The 16798-nt window shown below is 69.8% G+C and carries 14 protein-coding genes; 5 read left to right on the top strand and 9 right to left on the bottom strand.

What is annotated here, in order from left to right; translation table 11 throughout:
• Positions 1-2 precede the first annotated feature (2 nt).
• The 6 genes from AB1K56_RS11060 to guaB form a co-directional block, all read right to left on the bottom strand.
• Positions 3-1370: a glycosyltransferase gene (locus tag AB1K56_RS11060; protein ID WP_371205669.1), complete on the bottom strand. Its 1368-nt coding sequence runs from the start codon at positions 1368-1370 to the stop codon at positions 3-5.
• 488 nt (positions 1371-1858) lie between these two features.
• Positions 1859-3439 (bottom strand): glutamine-hydrolyzing GMP synthase, encoded by a 1581-nt coding sequence (gene guaA, locus AB1K56_RS11055; RefSeq protein ID WP_371205668.1) that lies wholly within the window; start codon positions 3437-3439, stop codon positions 1859-1861.
• Entirely contained in the window at positions 3436-3957 is a 522-nt protein-coding gene (locus AB1K56_RS11050; protein ID WP_136587177.1) for a DUF3817 domain-containing protein, read from the bottom strand. The genes guaA and AB1K56_RS11050 overlap by 4 nt, the downstream gene beginning before the upstream one ends.
• A 10-nt stretch (positions 3958-3967) precedes the next feature.
• On the bottom strand, positions 3968-4852 hold the full coding sequence (locus tag AB1K56_RS11045) for an SURF1 family protein (RefSeq protein ID WP_371205667.1): 885 nt from the start codon (positions 4850-4852) through the stop codon (positions 3968-3970).
• Between the two features lie 13 nt (positions 4853-4865).
• The gene (locus AB1K56_RS11040) at positions 4866-5981 is read right to left on the bottom strand and encodes a GuaB3 family IMP dehydrogenase-related protein (RefSeq protein WP_136587223.1); all 1116 of its coding nucleotides are present in this window, start codon (positions 5979-5981) and stop codon (positions 4866-4868) included.
• 200 nt (positions 5982-6181) lie between these two features.
• Positions 6182-7684, bottom strand: a complete 1503-nt coding sequence (gene guaB, locus AB1K56_RS11035; RefSeq protein ID WP_136587180.1) for an IMP dehydrogenase — start codon at positions 7682-7684, stop codon at positions 6182-6184.
• A 346-nt stretch (positions 7685-8030) separates the two neighbouring features.
• Here guaB and AB1K56_RS11030 point away from each other — a divergent pair, with 346 nt between their 5' ends.
• From AB1K56_RS11030 to AB1K56_RS11015, 4 genes are read left to right on the top strand one after another with little or no spacing between them, the layout of a single operon-like run.
• Positions 8031-9320 carry a branched-chain amino acid ABC transporter permease gene (locus tag AB1K56_RS11030; protein WP_136587181.1) on the top strand — a complete coding sequence of 430 codons (1290 nt, stop codon included), beginning with the start codon at positions 8031-8033 and terminating at the stop codon, positions 9318-9320.
• A gap of 11 nt (positions 9321-9331) precedes the next feature.
• Positions 9332-10315 carry a branched-chain amino acid ABC transporter permease gene (locus AB1K56_RS11025; protein ID WP_136587182.1) on the top strand — a complete coding sequence of 328 codons (984 nt, stop codon included), beginning with the start codon at positions 9332-9334 and terminating at the stop codon, positions 10313-10315.
• A gap of 13 nt (positions 10316-10328) precedes the next feature.
• Positions 10329-11312 (top strand): ABC transporter ATP-binding protein, encoded by a 984-nt coding sequence (locus AB1K56_RS11020; RefSeq protein ID WP_136587224.1) that lies wholly within the window; start codon positions 10329-10331, stop codon positions 11310-11312.
• Entirely contained in the window at positions 11309-12031 is a 723-nt protein-coding gene (locus AB1K56_RS11015) for an ABC transporter ATP-binding protein (protein WP_136587183.1), read from the top strand. The genes AB1K56_RS11020 and AB1K56_RS11015 overlap by 4 nt, the downstream gene beginning before the upstream one ends.
• A 557-nt stretch (positions 12032-12588) precedes the next feature.
• Here the strand turns inward: AB1K56_RS11015 and AB1K56_RS11010 are convergent.
• The 3 genes from AB1K56_RS11010 to groES all read right to left on the bottom strand — a co-directional run bounded on the left by AB1K56_RS11010 (position 12589) and on the right by groES (position 15469).
• Positions 12589-13938, bottom strand: coding sequence for an ABC transporter substrate-binding protein (locus tag AB1K56_RS11010; protein WP_371205666.1), 1350 nt, complete (start codon positions 13936-13938; stop codon positions 12589-12591).
• Positions 13939-14107: 169 nt separating this feature from the next.
• Positions 14108-15049 (bottom strand): EamA family transporter RarD, encoded by a 942-nt coding sequence (gene rarD / locus AB1K56_RS11005; protein ID WP_371205665.1) that lies wholly within the window; start codon positions 15047-15049, stop codon positions 14108-14110.
• A gap of 123 nt (positions 15050-15172) precedes the next feature.
• A complete protein-coding gene (gene groES, locus AB1K56_RS11000) occupies positions 15173-15469 on the bottom strand; it encodes a co-chaperone GroES (RefSeq protein ID WP_013583903.1) in 297 nt (98 codons plus the stop codon).
• 133 nt (positions 15470-15602) lie between these two features.
• Between groES and AB1K56_RS10995 the strand changes: the two genes are divergently transcribed.
• Positions 15603-16790, top strand: a complete 1188-nt coding sequence (locus tag AB1K56_RS10995) for an SAM-dependent methyltransferase (protein WP_371205664.1) — start codon at positions 15603-15605, stop codon at positions 16788-16790.
• Positions 16791-16798 lie beyond the last annotated feature (8 nt).

Below are 16798 nucleotides of genomic sequence, written 5' to 3'. Positions count from 1 at the left end.
TCTCAGCGGCGGCGCGGCCTGCTCAACGCCTCGCCGCACGCGGCGGCCAGGGTCTGCATCGCGCGCGCGGGACTGAGGGTCGCCGCGGCGCTCACCGCCTCAGCCGAGAGTCGGCGTCGCGTCGCGGCATCCGTCAGAACACGCGCGAGGGCGGCGACCAGCGCGTCCTCGTCGCCGTCGGGAACCAGGATGCCGCCCCCCGCGGCCAGCATGTCGCGCGGGCCGTAGCGGATGTCGTAGGCGACCACGGGGGTTCCGTGCGCGAGCGCTTCGGCGAGAGCGAGCCCCTGCCCCTCGAAGGCCGAGGTCGTGAGGTACACCGCGGCGCGATCGAGCACGGCGCCGGCGTCGTTCGTGAGTCCCGGGAGGGTCACGGCCTCTGCCAGCCCGAGCTGGGCGACGAGGGCCTCGAGCTCATCCCGCTGGGCGCCGGCTCCCCAGAGCTCCAGGCGGGCCGCGGGCACCTCGGCGACGACGCGGGCGAACGCCCGCACGGCCGCGGGAAGACGCTTGCCGGGGGCCAGCCGCCCGAGCACCACGACGCGACCGGCGTCGCGGTCGTCGGTGGGGACGACCGCCGCGGGAGCGCGGACGGCGTGCGGGGCGACGACGTCGTTCGCCGCGTCGCCGAAGCGCTCGCGTACGTCGTCGCGCTGCTGCGCCGTCGGCCACAGCACCGCGTCGAAGCGCGGAGCGATCTCGAACCAGCGGGTCCAGAGCGCATTCAGCGCTGAGTCGGGACGGTACGGGGCTTCGAGGTGGATCGTGTGGACGGTGTGCAGGATCCTGACGTCGTCGTCACCCCATCCGACGATGAGCTCTCCGAGCTGCCGCGACTCGCAGATGATCACGACGGGACGCGGATTCTTCTCGCGCAGCTGCGCCGTGAGGTGCGTGAGCCACGCGCGGTAGAGCGCTCCGAACCCGTCGATCACGCTGACGGAATCGCCCGCGGCATCCCTCACCACGATGGGGGCCGTCGTCAGGTGCCAGTCGGGGTCGATCACGTTCGGAAGCGAGATCGCACCCCCGGCGACGTCACGGTACTCGAGGGCCGGGTCGGCCCGCCCCTCGTGCGCCGATGCGCGCAACCAGTCCGCGGCTCCCCCGTCGGGGGCGAGGGCCTCGTCGAAAAGGTTGCGGAAGACCCCGGATGCCGCGGCCGCCCCCCGCTCGACGAAGGTCCGCCGGTGCGCGGCATGGGCGTCGGCGTCGCCCGGGTCGACGGTCAGCAGGAGGGGCGCCGCTCCGGCATCCGTCATCTGGCGTGCCCGCGCGAGAGTGGAGATCGTGTACCCGCCGTCGAGGTCGGGGATGAGCCTGCTCGAGAGGATGAGGTACCAGGCGTCGGGGAAGTCGGCGTCGCTCACGCCCCCATCCTCTCCCACCGGCGACCCTCGCCTCGCTGCCCCGCGCGCGCGGCCGTCTCCCGGCCTCGGGCGCGATGCCGTGCCTTCAGCGGCCCGACCACGCAACCCATACCTCTCGGCCGGGTCGGCGGAGCGCGCACGCCGCCGCGAGCGCGAGGCGAAGTGACGGGCCCTCCTGAGTCGATCGGGGTAGGGGCCCGCTCTCGACCCGCGCGCCGCAGGCGCGCCATACCCCCACCGGCTGAGGACAGAGCAGCGACGCCGCCGTCCGGCGGAGGGGTGTCGTCTTCGAGTCGATCGGGGTAGGGGCCCCGCTCTCGACCCATACCTCCCGGCCGGGTCGGCGGAGCGCGCACGCCGCCGCGAGCGCGAGGCGAAGTGACACGCCCTCCTGCGTCGATCGGGGTAGGGGCCCCGCTCTCGACTCAGGAGGGCGTGTCACGTAGCCGGGAGTCAGCAGCGACGTTCGTCGCGACCGACGGCCCGGCTCACTCCCATTCGATCGTCCCCGGCGGCTTCGACGTCACGTCGAGCACCACGCGGTTCACGTCGCGCACCTCGTTGGTGATGCGGTTCGAGATCTTCGACAGCACGTCGTAGGGCAGGCGCGTCCAGTCCGCCGTCATGGCGTCTTCCGACGACACCGGCCGCAGCACGATGGGGTGGCCGTAGGTGCGGCCGTCGCCCTGCACTCCGACCGAGCGCACGTCGGCGAGCAGCACGACGGGGCACTGCCAGATCTCGTCGTCGAGGCCCGCCTTGGTCAGCTCGGCGCGAGCGATGGCGTCGGCCTCACGCAGGATCTCGAGACGGTCAGCGGTGACCTCGCCCACGATGCGGATGCCAAGACCGGGCCCCGGAAAGGGCTGGCGGCCGACGATGGCTTCGGGCAGCCCGAGCTCGCGGCCGATCGCGCGGACCTCGTCCTTGAAGAGGGTCCGCAGCGGCTCGACGAGCTCGAACTGGAGGTCTTCCGGCAGACCGCCGACGTTGTGGTGGCTCTTGATGTTGGCCGTGCCGGCACCACCGCCCGACTCGACGACGTCGGGGTAGAGCGTGCCCTGCACGAGGAAGCGCACCTGCTCGCCCTCGGCGGCGGCCTCGGCGACGAGATCGGCCTGCACCTTCTCGAACGCGCGGATGAACTCGCGGCCGATGATCTTGCGCTTCTGCTCGGGGTCGCTGACACCGGCGAGGGCGTTGAGGAACGTCTCGCGCGCGTCGACGGTGATGAGCTTCACGCCGGTCGAGGCGACGTAGTCGTTCTCGACCTGCTCGCGCTCGCCCTTGCGGAGGAGGCCGTGGTCGACGAAGACGGCGATCAGCTGGTCGCCGACGGCCTCGTGCACGAGCGCGGTCGACACGGCGGAGTCGACGCCGCCCGACAGGGCCGAGATGACGCGACCGGTGCCGACCTGCTCGCGGATGCGGGCGACCTGCTCGGCGATCACGTTGCCGCTGTTCCAGTCGGCGGGCAGTCCCGCCGCCTTGTGGAGGAAGTTCTCGAGCACGTTCTGGCCGTGGTCGGAGTGCTTGACCTCGGGATGCCACTGCACGCCGTACATGCGACGGGTGTCGTTCGCGAAGGCGGCGACGGGGGTGTGCGCGGTGCGGGCGAGCACCTCGAAGCCCTCGGGAGCACGGGAGACCTGGTCGCCGTGGCTCATCCACACGTTCTGCTCGGCGGGCTGCCCCTGCAGGAGGGTGCCCTCGCTCACGACGGTGGCATCGGTGGCGCCGTATTCGCGGAGGCCGGTGTTCGCGACCTCGCCGCCCAGGGCCTTGGCCATCACCTGGAAGCCGTAGCAGATGCCGAGCGTGGGGACGTCGAGGTCGAAGACGCCGTCGTCGAGGCGCGGAGCCCCCTCTTCGTACACCGAGGAGGGGCCGCCCGACAGGATGATGCCGACGGGGTTCTTGGCCGCGATCTCTTCCGCCGAGGCGGTGTGTGGCACGATCTCGCTGTACACGCCCGCCTCACGGACGCGGCGGGCGATCAGCTGCGCGTACTGGGCGCCGAAGTCGACGACGAGGACGGGACGCTGGGACGTTTCGGTCTGTTCGGTCACCGGGTGCCCTCCGGGGCGGAGACGGGAGCCGAGGCCTGGGCGGCCTCGCGCTCGGCGAGGTAGGCGCGCACGCCGCGGGCGGTGCGCACCTCGAGGATGAAGGAGAGGAACGGCACCACGCCGCCGAGGGCGAGGAAGACGAACCGACGGAACGGCCACCGCATGAGGCTCCACACGCGGAAGCACGAGATGAGGTAGACGACGTAGAACCAGCCGTGCGCGACGAGGATCGCGAGCGACACGTTCACGCCGTCGCCCGTCGACAGGATCGAGCAGCCGTTGCCGCCGGGGACGAACAACGAGAACCACTGGCAGTCGGGGCCGGGAACGGCATCCGCGAACCACAGGAAGCCGCCGGACCCGCCGAGGAACAGCTCCACGTGAATGGGCGTGTACTTCAGGATCATCTCGGCGACCAGCAGGAGCAGGCCGACACCCGTGATGATGGAGCAGATCTGGTAGAACTTCAGGGCTCCGCGGATCGCCGGGAACGAGGCGAGCTTCGGGGCGCGGGGCATGGATGCCAGTCTAGTCGCGGGATTCCGCGGCATCCGCCGCGAGAGGCCGGGTCTGCTCGCCCTCGAGCTGTTCGTCTTCGAGGTCTTCGACCTCTTTCTCCCACGCGTCGCGCGCGAGGCGGTACCAGAGGTACAGCGCGAAGCCGGCGAAGATCGCCCACTCGGCCGCGTAGAAGATGTTGAGCCAGTTCACGCGCGAACGCTCGTCGGGTGCGGGAGAGGCGATCGCGTCGAGCGGGCCGATGGCGGTCTGCGAGGCGATGTATTGCCGGTACACGCTGAGGTCGCCGGTGTCGTGCCATCGCCCGAGCAGCATGGCCGGCGACATCTTGACCAGCGTCTGCGGGTCCGCCCCGGCGGGCGGGACGGAGGGACCCTCGTCGGAGATCAGGCGACCCGTCACCTCGACGACGGCGGTGGGATCGGCCTCGGCATCCGCCTGCAATCGTGCGGCGGCCGCGTCGGCCTGACCGAGATCGCTGGTCCAGCCGGTCGCCACGGCGATCGACGTCGGTTCCGTCGTGCCCGCGACCCGCAGCTGCCCCGTGACCCAGTACCCCTCGACGTCGTCGTTGAACCGCGACGACACGACGATGAAGTCGGATGCCACCCAGGTTCCGCTCACCTCGACCCGTTGTCCGACGAGCGGCTCGGGCAGATAGTCGCCGGGCAGGACGACGTCGACGAGCGGACGCACGACCTCGGTCTGCCCGGGCTCGGGAGGCGAGGTGTCGACGGCGCGGCCGAGCTGCCACTGTCCGAGCCACGCGAGCACCCCGGCGATGACGAGGGAGAACGCCAGGAGCGCGATCCACCGCGGTCGCAGCATGACCTCCCGCAGGGTGGGCGGGAAGATCTGCGGCGGCGCGGAATCGGTCGCGGGGGTCGACGTCATGCGGTCTCCGGCGTCAGTGACCGTAGGGGGCCACGACGACCTCGACGCGCTGGAACTCCTTCAGGTCGGAGTATCCGGTGGTCGCCATGGACTTCTTCAGCGCACCGATGAGGTTCGCGGTGCCGTCGGCGACGGGCGCGGGGCCGTAGAGGATCTGCTCGAGCGGACCGACCCGATCGACCGCGACACGACGTCCGCGCGGCAGCTTCGCGTGGTGCGCCTCGGGACCCCAGTGGAACCCGCGTCCGGGCGCATCGGTGGCCCGGGCGAGCGCGACGCCGAGCATGACGGCATCCGCGCCCATGGCGAGGGCCTTCACGATGTCGCCGGAGGTACCCACGCCGCCGTCGGCGATCACGTGCACGTAGCGCCCGCCCGACTCGTCGAGGTAGTCGCGGCGCGCGCCGGCGACGTCGGCGACGGCGGTCGCCATCGGGGCGTGCAGTCCGAGGGTGGCGCGGGTGGTGGACGCCGCTCCCCCGCCGAAGCCGACGAGCACGCCGGCTGCGCCCGTGCGCATGAGGTGCAGGGCGGCGGTGTAGGTGGCGGCCCCGCCCACGATGACGGGGACGTCGAGGTCGTAGATGAACTTCTTGAGGTTCAGCGGCTCGGCGACGCTCGACACGTGCTCGGCCGAAACCGTGGTGCCGCGGATGACGAAGAGGTCGACGCCGGCCGCGACGACCGTCTCGTAGAGGTCGTGCGTGCGCTGCGGCGTGAGGGCACCGGCGACGGTGACGCCGGCGGCGCGCACCTCGGCGAGGCGATCGCGCACGAGCTCGGGCTTGATCGGCTCGGAGTACAGCTCCTGCATGCGCCGCGTCGCGTCGGCCTCGGGGAGCGTCGCGATCTCGGCGAGCAGCGGCTCGGGGTCGTCGTACCGCGTCCACAGACCCTCGAGGTCGAGGACACCGAGACCGCCCAGGCGCCCGAGTTCGATCGCCGTGCGCGGGCTGACCACGGAGTCCATGGGCGCACCCAGAACCGGGATCTCGAAGGGGAAGGCGTCGATCGTCCATGCGGTCGAGACGTCTTCGGGGTTGCGCGTGCGCCGCGACGGCACGACGGCGATGTCGTCGAAGGTGTAGGCGCGGCGGGCGCGCTTGGCGCGGCCGAGGTCGATCTCCATGGTCACCCGACCAGCCTACCCGCGCCCTCCGACATCCCCGTCGGATCCTCCACCGTCGCGAGAAGCCGCCTCAGGCGTCGACGTGGTCGTCGACGTGGGGGTCGACGGGGAATCGTCGGCGCGGGAACGAGGGGAAAGACGAAGGGCCGGGCAGTCGCCTGCCCGGCCCTTCTCGACACGCTGCGCTTCTGCGCGACGCCTTACTTCTTGTAGTTCGGCGCCTCGACGACGATCTGCACGTCGTGCGGGTGCGACTCCTTCAGCCCCGCGGAGGTGATGCGGACGAACTTGCCCTTGGACTTCAGCTCCTCCACGGTGCGCGCACCGACGTAGAACATCGACTGCCGCAGGCCGCCGATCAGCTGGTAGGCCACGGCCGAGACGGGCCCGCGGTAGGGGACCTGACCTTCGATGCCCTCGGGGATCAGCTTGTCGTCGCTGGGGACGTCGGCCTGGAAGTAGCGGTCCTTCGAGTACGAGGTCTTCTTGCCACGGGTCTGCAGCGCGCCGAGGGAGCCCATGCCGCGGTACTGCTTGAACTGCTTGCCGCCCTGGAAGACGATCTCGCCCGGCGACTCGTCGGTGCCGGCGAGCAGCGAACCGAGCATGACGGTGTCGGCTCCGGCGACGAGAGCCTTCGCGATGTCGCCCGAGTACTGCAGTCCGCCGTCGGCGATCACGGGGACGCCCGCGGGGATCGCGGCCTTCGCGGCCTCGTAGATGGCGGTGACCTGGGGCACGCCGACGCCCGCCACGACGCGCGTGGTGCAGATGGATCCCGGCCCGACGCCGACCTTCACGGCATCCACTCCCGCGTCGATGAGCGCCTGAGCGCCCTCGCGCGTGGCGACGTTGCCGCCGATGACGTCGATGTGGGCGAACGAGGGGTCGGCCTTCAGACGCGTGACGATGTCGATCACGCCGGCCGACTGCCCGTTGGCGGTGTCGACGACGAGGACGTCGACGCCCGCGTCGCGAAGGGCCTCGGCGCGCTGCCACGCGTCGCCGAAGAAGCCGATGGCCGCGCCCACGCGGAGGCGACCGTGGTCGTCCTTCGTGGCGAGGGGGTACTTCTCGCTCTTGTCGAAGTCCTTGATCGTGATGAGGCCGGCGAGCTTGCCGTTCTCGTCGACGAGGGGCAGCTTCTCGACGCGGTGCTTCGCGAAGGTCGCGATGACGTCGTTGGCGTGGATGCCGACGGGGCCGGTGATGAGACCGTCCTTGGTCATGACGTCCTTGACCTTGGTGGTCTGACGCTCGAAGCCCGAGACGAATCGCATGTCGCGGTTGGTGATGATGCCGACGAGGACGCCGTCGGGGTCGACGACGGGCAGACCCGAGATGCGGTACTGCGCGCACATCGCGTCGACCTCGGCCACGGTGGCATCCGGGTTCGTGGTGATGGGGTTGGAGACCATCCCCGACTCGCTGCGCTTGACCTGGTCGACGATGCCGGCCTGATCTTCGATCGAGAGGTTGCGGTGCACGATGCCGATTCCACCCTGGCGCGCGATCGCGATCGCCATGCGCGCCTCGGTGACGGTGTCCATCGCCGACGACAGGAGGGGCGTCGCGACGGTGATGCGGCGGGTGAGGCGCGACGACGTGTCCGCTTCGCTCGGGATGACGTCGGTGTGCCCCGGAAGGAGGAGGACATCGTCGTAGGTCAGTCCGATGAAACCGAAGGGGTCGTGCTGCTCCATGGATCCTCCTGCGCGCGCGGCGCCTGCTCGAAAATAAGGACGACGTCGGCCGGAACCCCCGTGGGCGCTCCGCCTCAAAGTGTAAGCGTCGGAGGGGACCGTTTTCTTCCCCGCCCGCGCGGGATAGCGCACCCGCGAGGCCTCCGCTATCCCCATTCCGCATGCCCTCGGACGTCGTGATCAAGCGTTATGCGGTCAACGTGTCACCGACGGGTATCGTTCTGACATCGACTGCCGCGCTGGAAACACCGCGGCAATAATCCCGGACTACGGTGTCCGGGCGGCGACGGGCCACGTCGTCGAACGACCAGGAGGTTTCGTGACCACTCGGCAAGCATCCCCACGGATGCCTCGCCGTCGACGTTCGATCCTGACGCTGTTGTCAGGCATCTTCGCTGCCGCCCTGGTGCTCGGGTTCGCCCCGGCATCGTCGGCAGCCGTCAACGATGAGGATCTTCCCTACTCGATCAACGTCAACGTGCGTTCGGAGGGCGAACCCGTCGCCCAGGCGAAGGTGACGGCGACCGACGGTTCCTTCACCGGGGAGGCGACGACCGACGACCGCGGTCGCGCCACCATCAAGGTCCCCACCAAGGAAGGCACCTGGACGCTCGACCTCGACGAGAGCTCGCTCCCGTCCGGACTCTCGATCCCCGACGGCCAATCCTTCGAGCGCACCGTCGAGTTCGGCAGCTCGAGCACCGTGTCCAGCAACTTCACCCTCGGCGCGGCGGAGCGGCAGACGACGAGCTTCGTCGATCAGCTGCTCTCCCGCACGGTGAACGGCCTGAACTTCGGTCTCATGCTCGCCCTCGCGGCGATCGGCCTCTCGCTCGTGTTCGGCACGACGGGACTGTCGAACTTCGCGCACGGTGAGATGGTGACGTTCGGCGCCATCGCCGCCCTCTTCCTCAGCGCCGGCACCGGCTGGTCGATCTGGATCGCCATCCCGCTGGCGATCATCCTCTCGGGCCTGTTCGGACTCGCGATGGATGCCGGCATCTGGCGCCCCCTGCGGCGACGGGGCCTCGGCATCGTGCAGTTGATGATCGTCTCGATCGGTCTCTCGCTCGCGCTGCGCTACATCTTCCAGATCTTCATCGGCGGTGGCACGCAGCAGCTGCCCGGCGCGTCGAGCGAGATCATCCCCGGACTCGGGCCGGTGCGCATCAGCGTCACCGACGTCACGAGCATGGCGATCTCGATCGTCGTGATCGGCGCCTTCGCGTGGTGGCTCACCCGCACGCGCCTCGGCCGCGCGACGCGCGCCGTGTCGGACAACCCGTCGCTCGCCGCGGCATCCGGGATCGACGTCGACAACGTCGTGCGCATCGTGTGGGTGCTGGCATCCGCCCTCGCCGGCCTCGCCGGCGTGCTGTGGGCCTACTTCCGCCCCGGCATCCGGTGGGACATGGGCTCCGGCATCCTGCTGCTCATGTTCGCCGCCGTGGTGCTCGGCGGCCTCGGGACGGCGTTCGGAGCCCTCATCGGCTCGATCGTCGTCGGCCTCCTCGTCGAGGTGTCCACGTTGTGGATCCCCTCCGACATGAAGTATGTGGGCGCCCTCGTCGTGCTCATCGTCATCCTCCTCTTCCGGCCGCAGGGCATCCTCGGCCGCCGAGAGCGAATCGGGTAGGTACACAGATCATGGACTTCCTGCAGATCCTCTCGAACACGGCGTCGCAGATCCTCGCGCCGGCCACGTTCGGATACGCCCTCGCCGCCATCGGCCTGTCGATGCACTTCGGCTTCGCCGGCCTCCTCAACATGGGTGTCGCCGGCTTCATGGCCATCGGCGCCTACGGCTTCGCGATCTCGATCCTCACCTTCGGCCTCGCGTGGCCGCTGGCGGCGCTGATCGGCTTCGCGGCGGCCATCGTGTTCGCCCTCATCATGGGCATCCCGACGCTGCGTCTGCGCGGCGACTACCTCGCGATCGTCACGATCGCGGCGGCCGAGATCCTGCGCCTGGTCTTCCTCACGTCGACCTTCCGCAGCGTCACCGGCTCGGCCGACGGCCTGTTCAACTTCCAGTCGGGCTGGCGCGGCGAGAACAACCCGCTCCCCGCGGGCGACTACGGCTTCGGCCCGTGGACGTACAACGCCAACCGCTGGTACGTGATCATCCTCGGCCTCGTCGCCGTCGCCGTCGCCGTCCTGCTGGTCTGGATGCTGATGCGCAGCCCCTGGGGCCGCGTCATCCGCGGCATCCGGGAAGACGAGGATGCCGTCCGCGCTCTCGGCAAGAACGTCTTCGCGTTCAAGATGCAGGCGCTCGTCATCGGCGGTGTCATCATCGCGGCCGGCGGCATCATCACGGCCATGGACACGAACGTGAACCCGAACGTGTACGTCACGTCGCAGACGTTCTTCGTCTACACGGCCCTGCTGCTCGGCGGCGCGGCGACGATCTTCGGCCCCGTGCTCGGCGCGGTGCTGTTCTGGGTCGTCCGCGCGTTCCTGTCGAACCTGCTGCCGGCGCTGTCCTCGATCGGACTGCTGCCCTTCCTCACCGCCGACCAGTCGCAGATGCTCGTCTTCGTCATCGTCGGCGTCGCACTGATGCTGCTCGTGATCTTCCGCCCCCAGGGCATCCTGGGCAGCAAGAAGGAGATGACCTTTGTCCGATGAGTCCACGCCGGTCGTGCCCAGCGCTTCGGCGCCCCGGGCGAAGGCGACCGGACTGCACAAGGGCGAGATCGGCCCTGGCGTCGCCAAGGTCGACCCGATCATCGTCGCCGACAACGTGCGTCGCGACTTCGGCGGCAACACCGCCGTCGACGTGAAGCACCTCGAGATCCCGCGCAACGCGATCACCGCGCTGATCGGACCGAACGGCGCCGGCAAGACGACGCTGTTCAACCTGCTCACCGGGTTCGACAAGCCCAACAGCGGCCAGTGGTCGTTCGACGGCAAGAACCTCGCCGGCATCCCGGCGTTCAAGGCCGCCCGCATGGGTCAGGTGCGCACCTTCCAGCTCACCAAGGCGCTCGGGTTGCTCACGGTTCTCGAGAACATGAAGCTGGGCGCGACCAAGCAGAAGGGCGAGGGGCTGTTCTCCAGCATCCTGCCCTTCGTGTGGCGCAAGCAGGAGTCCGACAACGACGCCAAGGCGCGCGACCTGCTCAAGCGCTTCAAGCTGGATGCCAAGGAGGCCGACTTCGCCGCCTCACTGTCCGGCGGCCAGCGCAAGCTGCTCGAGATGGCGCGCGCGCTCATGAGCGATCCCACGCTCGTGATGCTCGACGAGCCGATGGCCGGCGTCAACCCGGCGCTGACGCAGTCGCTGCTCGACCACATCCTCGACCTGAAGGACCTCGGTATGACCGTGCTCTTCGTCGAGCACGACATGCACATGGTCCGCCACATCGCGGACTGGGTCGTCGTCATGGCCGAGGGCAAGATCGTCGCGGAGGGCCCGCCCGACACCGTGATGAAGGACCAGGCCGTCATCGACGCCTACCTGGGCGCGCACCAGGACGTCGACCTCGGCGTCGTCACGGGCCGCCACGAGGGGACGGTCGACTCGGCCGCCGCCGCGGAGCTGCTCGAGACCGCTCAGCAGGTCGACGCCGCGATCGACGGCGAGTCGTCGCCGTCGTCGCACGAGAAGGAGGACGGTCGATGACCGGCAACGTTGTCGAGCTCCGCGATGTGCACGCCGGGTACCTGCCCGGCGTCAACATCCTGAACGGGGCCAACCTCACCGCCGCTCCCGGCGAGCTCATCGGCATCATCGGCCCCAACGGCGCCGGCAAGTCGACCATGCTCAAGGCGATCTTCGGCCAGGTGAAGGTGCGCTCCGGTTCCGTCATCCTCGACGGGGAGGAGATCACGGGACTGCGGGCCAACAAGCTCGTGGCCAAGGGCGTCGGTTTCGTGCCGCAGACGAACAACGTCTTCCCCAGCCTCACCATCGGCGAGAACCTGCAGATGGGGCTCTACCAGCGCCCCAAGGGGTACGCGGAGCGCGTCGACTTCGTCACGAGCATCTTCCCCGACCTGGCGAAGCGTCTGAAGCAGCGCGCCGGCTCGCTGTCGGGCGGTGAACGCCAGATGGTCGCCATGGGCCGCGCGCTCATGATGGATCCGAAGGTGCTGCTGCTCGACGAGCCGTCGGCGGGTCTGTCGCCCGTGCGCCAGGACGAGGCGTTCATCCGCGTCTCGGAGATCAACAAGGCGGGCGTCACCTGCATCATGGTCGAGCAGAACGCGCGCCGCTGCCTGCAGATCTGCGATCGCGGATACGTGCTCGACCAGGGCCGTGACGCCTACACCGGCACGGGTCGCGAGCTCATGGACGACCCGGCCGTCATCGGCCTGTACCTCGGCACGCTCGGCACCTGAGCCGCGCCTCCGGCCAGCAGGAAGGCCCGGGTCCCGTTCGGGGCCCGGGCCTTCTCCGTTCGCGGGGCGGGGTCACTGGCGACAGGACCGGGTCCCCGAATCAGAAAGGGCTGTCCCGTGCGCGGGGTGGGAGGACCCGGGTCCCCGTCTCAGTGCCCGGGTGTTTCCCGCGCGACGGGGATGCCCGGGGCGGGCCGACCGGGGACGGGCCTGATTCCCTCTCTCAGGGCCCGAGCCGTTCCGGTGAGGGCCGCGCGACGCGGGACGCCCGGGCCGGCGCAGAAGACGGCGCCGAGCGGGCGGCGCGGCCGTCCGAGCGGTCGGGTGGCCCGGGACGGGCAGGAGCCGGCCGGTCAGCGGGGCAGGCGGGTCAGGGCGGACGGCGCCGCGGCCTGGCCGCGGGCGCGGCTGCAGCGAGCGACGCGGAGTCCACGGCCGATGGTGCGCGTCCGACGCACCTCTCCGACCTCCCGATCCCGCCATCGGAACGACTCGACCGGCACAACACAGAGAAAGGGCCCCGGGACCGAAGTCCCGGGGCCCTCAGGCTCAACCGATCAACCGGCGCGGAGCCAGCTGTAGTTGTTGTCGTCGCCGTACTCGAAGACACCGATCGTCGCCTCGGTGGGGTCACCCACCTCGTCGAACGTGATCGGGCCCGAGACGCCGTCGTAGTCGGCCTCTCCGCCACCGATGATGATGTCGGCGCACTCCGCGTAGGTCGTGCACTTGGTGCCGCTGCCGCTGCCGCCGGAGACCGACTGCAGGTTCGCCGCCACGTCGGGACCCGCGGCCGAGCCGGCCTTCAGCGCCGCGAGGGCGAGCAGGACGACCGAGTCGTACGACTCGGGGGCGTAGGTGAAGTCCTCGAGCGCGGGGTTGCCCTTACCGCTCCAGAACGACTCCAGCGAGCTGCGGAACGTCGCCGTCGAGTCGGGGTCGACGCTCGGGTACGTGCCCTTGGCCCCGGCGAGGGTTCCGTTGGGGAACTGGGTGCCGAAGTTCTTCAGGTTGCCGTCGACGAAGAACAGCTTGTCGGGGCTGACGCTCGCGGTGATGTCGGGGATGATCGTCGACACCTCGTCGAACGTGATCAGGGCGATCGCGTCGGGCGACTGGGCCAGGACGTCCTCGATCTGCGCCGAGAAGTTCGTGTCACCCGTGTTGTAGAGGCTCGTGGCGACGACGGACCCGCCGGCGTTCTCGAAGGCCTTCTTGGTGAAGCACGCGAGACCGGTGCCGTACGAGTCGTTCAGCACGATCATGCCGAGGGTCTCGTTGCCCTCGGACGCGATCAGGTTGCCGAGCACCTCGCCCTGGAGGACGTCGGAGGGAGCAGTCCGCCAGTAGAGCCCCTTGTCGTCGTAGCCGGTGAAGGCAGCCGAGGTGTTGGCCGGCGAGATCTGCACGGCGTTGGCCGCGATGACCTGGTCGATGAACTGCAGCGACGTGCCCGACGACGCGGCGCCGACGATGGCGGTCGCGCCGGCGCCGAGGAGGCGCGGGATCTCGGTCTCGTAGGCCTTGTTGTCGGTGTCGCCCGAGTCGCCCTGGATGAGGTTGATCTGCACGCCCTTGTTGGCGGCGTTGATCTCCGACGCGGCGTACTCGGTACCGGCGATCTCGGGCGGGCCGAGGAAGGCGAGGTTACCGGTCACGGGAAGTGCCGTGCCGATGTTGTACGTGAGGTTGGTCGCCGGGCCGGTCGAGGTCGACGAGTACTCGGGTGTGTACGAGGCGGGCTCGGCCGCGTTGCAGTCGATCGGGAAGTCGCCGCCACCGGCAGCGTCGCCGGTCTCGGACGGAGTGCTGCTGCCGGAACAACCGGCCAGGACGAGCGCGCTGACGCCGACCACGGCGAGTCCGCCGACGATCTTCGCGTAACGCGAACGGGAGAGGACACTCATATGGGTGCTCCTTGGTGAGTAGGAACCGAGGGGATGACCCCCGCGGATTGTCACAAACCTAACGGCGCCCCTGTGGCCACGTTGTTGCAATGTGTTAACGGTCGGTTACGCGACCCAATCGTTACTTTTCAGCGGCAACAGCGGGCCGCCAAACGCAGGATCCGCGCCGTCAGACCGGTTCGACGACGTCATCCACCGTTTGCCGGTGGCGGCGCGAGGCCACGATCGAGTCCACGCTGAGCATCACCAGGGCGACCCACACGAGGGCGAAGCCGACCCACCTCTCCGCCGTCATGGGCTCGTGGAGCACCCACACGCCGATGACGAATTGGATGATGGGCGCGACGAACTGCAGCAGCCCGATCACGGTGAGCGGTACGCGGCGGGCTCCCGACGCGAACAGCAGCAGCGGCACGGCGGTGACGGCGCCCGCGAGCAGGAGCAGGACGGTGTGCAGCACCCCCTGCGTGCCGAGCGTGATGCCGCTGATGTTCGCCACGAACACCAGCTGGACGGCGGCGACAGGCAGCAACCAGAGCGATTCGAGGGTGAGTCCGCTCACGGCATCCACCGCGGGTCCGATCTGCTTCTTCACGAGACCGTAGAAGCCGAACGAGAACGCCAGGGTCAGCGCGATCCACGGGAAGGCGCCGTAGCCGACGACGATCACGACGACCGCGACCACGGCCACGCCCACGGCGATCCACGGGAGGATCCGCAGCCTCTCGCGCAGCACCACGACCCCGAGCAGCACCGTCACGATCGGGTTGATGAAGTACCCCAGGCTCGTCTCGATGACGTGCCCGGTCAGCGCGCCGTAGAGGTAGGTCTGCCAGTTCACGTAGATCAGCACGCCGGCGACGGCGGTCAACAGCATGAGGCGCGGCTGCCGCACGATCGCGAGGAAGGGCCGCCAGGCGCGCAGCGCCGTCAGCAGCAGCAGGCAGAAGACGAACGCGAGGATGATGCGCCACGCCACGACCTCGAAGGGGCCGGTGGGCGCGAGCTGCAGGAAGTAGATGGGCAGGACGCCCCACAGCAGGTAGGCGCCGAGAGCGTACAGGGCACCGCGAGTGGTCCCCCCGGTCGGAGTGGAGGGAGCGGGGGTCACCGACTCAGCCTACGCGCGGGATCGACCCCGGGACGGTCGCGCGTCCCCCTCTTCCTGCCATCCGGGAGGAACGACGAAGGCCCCGGATGCCGAGCACCCGGGGCCTTCGATCGAGTCGCGCGATCAGCGGACGACGACCGCCAGGACGTCGCGAGCCGAGAGCACGAGGTACTCCTCGGCGCCGAACTTGACCTCGGTGCCGCCGTACTTGCTGTAGAGCACGCGGTCGCCGACGGCGACATCGAGGGGGACACGGTTGCCGTTGTCGTCGATGCGGCCGGGGCCGACGGCGACGACTTCGCCCTCCTGCGGCTTCTCCTTGGCGGTGTCGGGGATGACGAGACCACTCGCGGTGGTCTGCTCAGCCTCGACCTGCTTGATGACGATGCGGTCCTCGAGCGGCTTGATGGAAACCGACACGGTCTACCTCTTCTTTCTCGTTACAGAAGACTTGTCAGCACTCACGCGGGGAGAGTGCTAATGCGAGTGTAGAGAAGCGCTGGCACTCATGCAACGCGAGTGCCAGCACAATCGCCCGCCTAGGCTGAATCGGGTGGATACCAGCGAGCTGACCGCCCTGCTCAAGCCCGACGGCCTGCGCCTTCTCGACGAGCTCGGCCCGATCGTCTCCACCGACGACGCCGCTCGCGCCGTCTCGCGCCTGCGCGCCGCCGGCCACTCCCCCGACCTCGTGTCGGCCGTCGTCGGCCAGGCTCGGCTCCGCGTGCGTGCGGCGGCGAAGTTCGGCGCTTTCGCCGACCGCATGCTCTTCACGCGAGCGGGACTCGAGCAGGCCACGCGGCTGTCGATCGCCGCGCGTCACGCCGGACGCTTCCGCGCCGCGGGAATGACGAGCGTGGCCGACCTCGGCTGCGGCATCGGCGGCGACGCCCTCGGGATGGCGGGTCTCGGCATCCGGGTGCACGCCGTCGACGCCGACGAGGTCACCGCCGCCATCGCGGCCTACAACCTCGCCCCGTTCGGGGAGAGCACGATGGTGGCGCACGCGCGCGCCGAAGACGTCGACCTGGAGGGGACGGATGCCGTGTGGCTCGACCCCGCGCGCCGCACGGCGGGTCACTCCGAGACGCGGCAGGTCGCCTCGAGCGAGTGGTCGCCCTCGCTCGAGTGGGTGTTCGACCTCCTCCGGCGCACGCCGGGCGGCGTGAAACTCGGACCGGGGTTCGACCGGACGCAGATCCCCGACGACGTCGAGGCGCAGTGGATCAGTGCCGACGGATCGACGATCGAGCTGGTGCTGTGGGCGGGCGCAGTCGCCCGCGACCACGTGCGCCGTGCCGCGCTGGTGGTGCGCGGCGACGAGGCATGGGAGCTGACGGCCCCCGCCGACAGCGAGGACGCGGCCGAGAGGGAGCTCGGTGCTTTCGTTCACGAGCCCGACGGAGCGGTCATCCGCGCCCGACTGATCGGCGAGGTCGCCCGCGCCCTGGAGGCGGGGATGCTGTCGCCCGGCATCGCCTACCTCACCTCGGACGCGCCGCTGACGAGTCCTTTCGTGCAGTCGTTCCGCATCCGCGAGCAGCTTCCCGCCGACCCGAAGAAGCTCGGGCAGGCGCTGCGCGCGCGTGGGATCGGCACGCTCGAGATCAAGAAGCGCGGGGTCGACGTCGACCCCGCGACGCTGCGCAAGAAGCTCGCGTTGCGCGGCGACGACTCCGCGACCCTCCTCCTCACGCGGGTCGGGTCCGCGCGCCTCGCGCTCCTCGCCGATCGCGTCTGACGGCCCCG

The organism is Microbacterium sp. BWR-S6Y (genome assembly GCF_041379845.1).
GTDB classification, from domain to species: Bacteria; Actinomycetota; Actinomycetes; order Actinomycetales; family Microbacteriaceae; genus Microbacterium; species Microbacterium hydrothermale.
This window is presented reverse-complemented; position numbering and strand designations above follow the sequence as displayed.

Bases quoted from the DNA above. Each gene is read 5' to 3' on its own strand.
- AB1K56_RS11050 (WP_136587177.1), bottom strand. From the start codon at position 3,957: ATGCCCCGCGCCCCGAAGCTCGCCTCGTTCCCGGCGATCCGCGGAGCC.
- AB1K56_RS11045 (WP_371205667.1), bottom strand. From the start codon at position 4,852: ATGACGTCGACCCCCGCGACCGATTCCGCGCCGCCGCAGATCTTCCCG.
- AB1K56_RS11040 (WP_136587223.1), bottom strand. From the start codon at position 5,981: ATGGAGATCGACCTCGGCCGCGCCAAGCGCGCCCGCCGCGCCTACACC.
- guaB (WP_136587180.1), bottom strand. From the start codon at position 7,684: ATGGAGCAGCACGACCCCTTCGGTTTCATCGGACTGACCTACGACGAT.
- AB1K56_RS11030 (WP_136587181.1), top strand. From the start codon at position 8,031: ATGCCTCGCCGTCGACGTTCGATCCTGACGCTGTTGTCAGGCATCTTC.
- AB1K56_RS11025 (WP_136587182.1), top strand. From the start codon at position 9,332: ATGGACTTCCTGCAGATCCTCTCGAACACGGCGTCGCAGATCCTCGCG.
- AB1K56_RS11015 (WP_136587183.1), top strand. From the start codon at position 11,309: ATGACCGGCAACGTTGTCGAGCTCCGCGATGTGCACGCCGGGTACCTG.
- AB1K56_RS11010 (WP_371205666.1), bottom strand. From the start codon at position 13,938: ATGAGTGTCCTCTCCCGTTCGCGTTACGCGAAGATCGTCGGCGGACTC.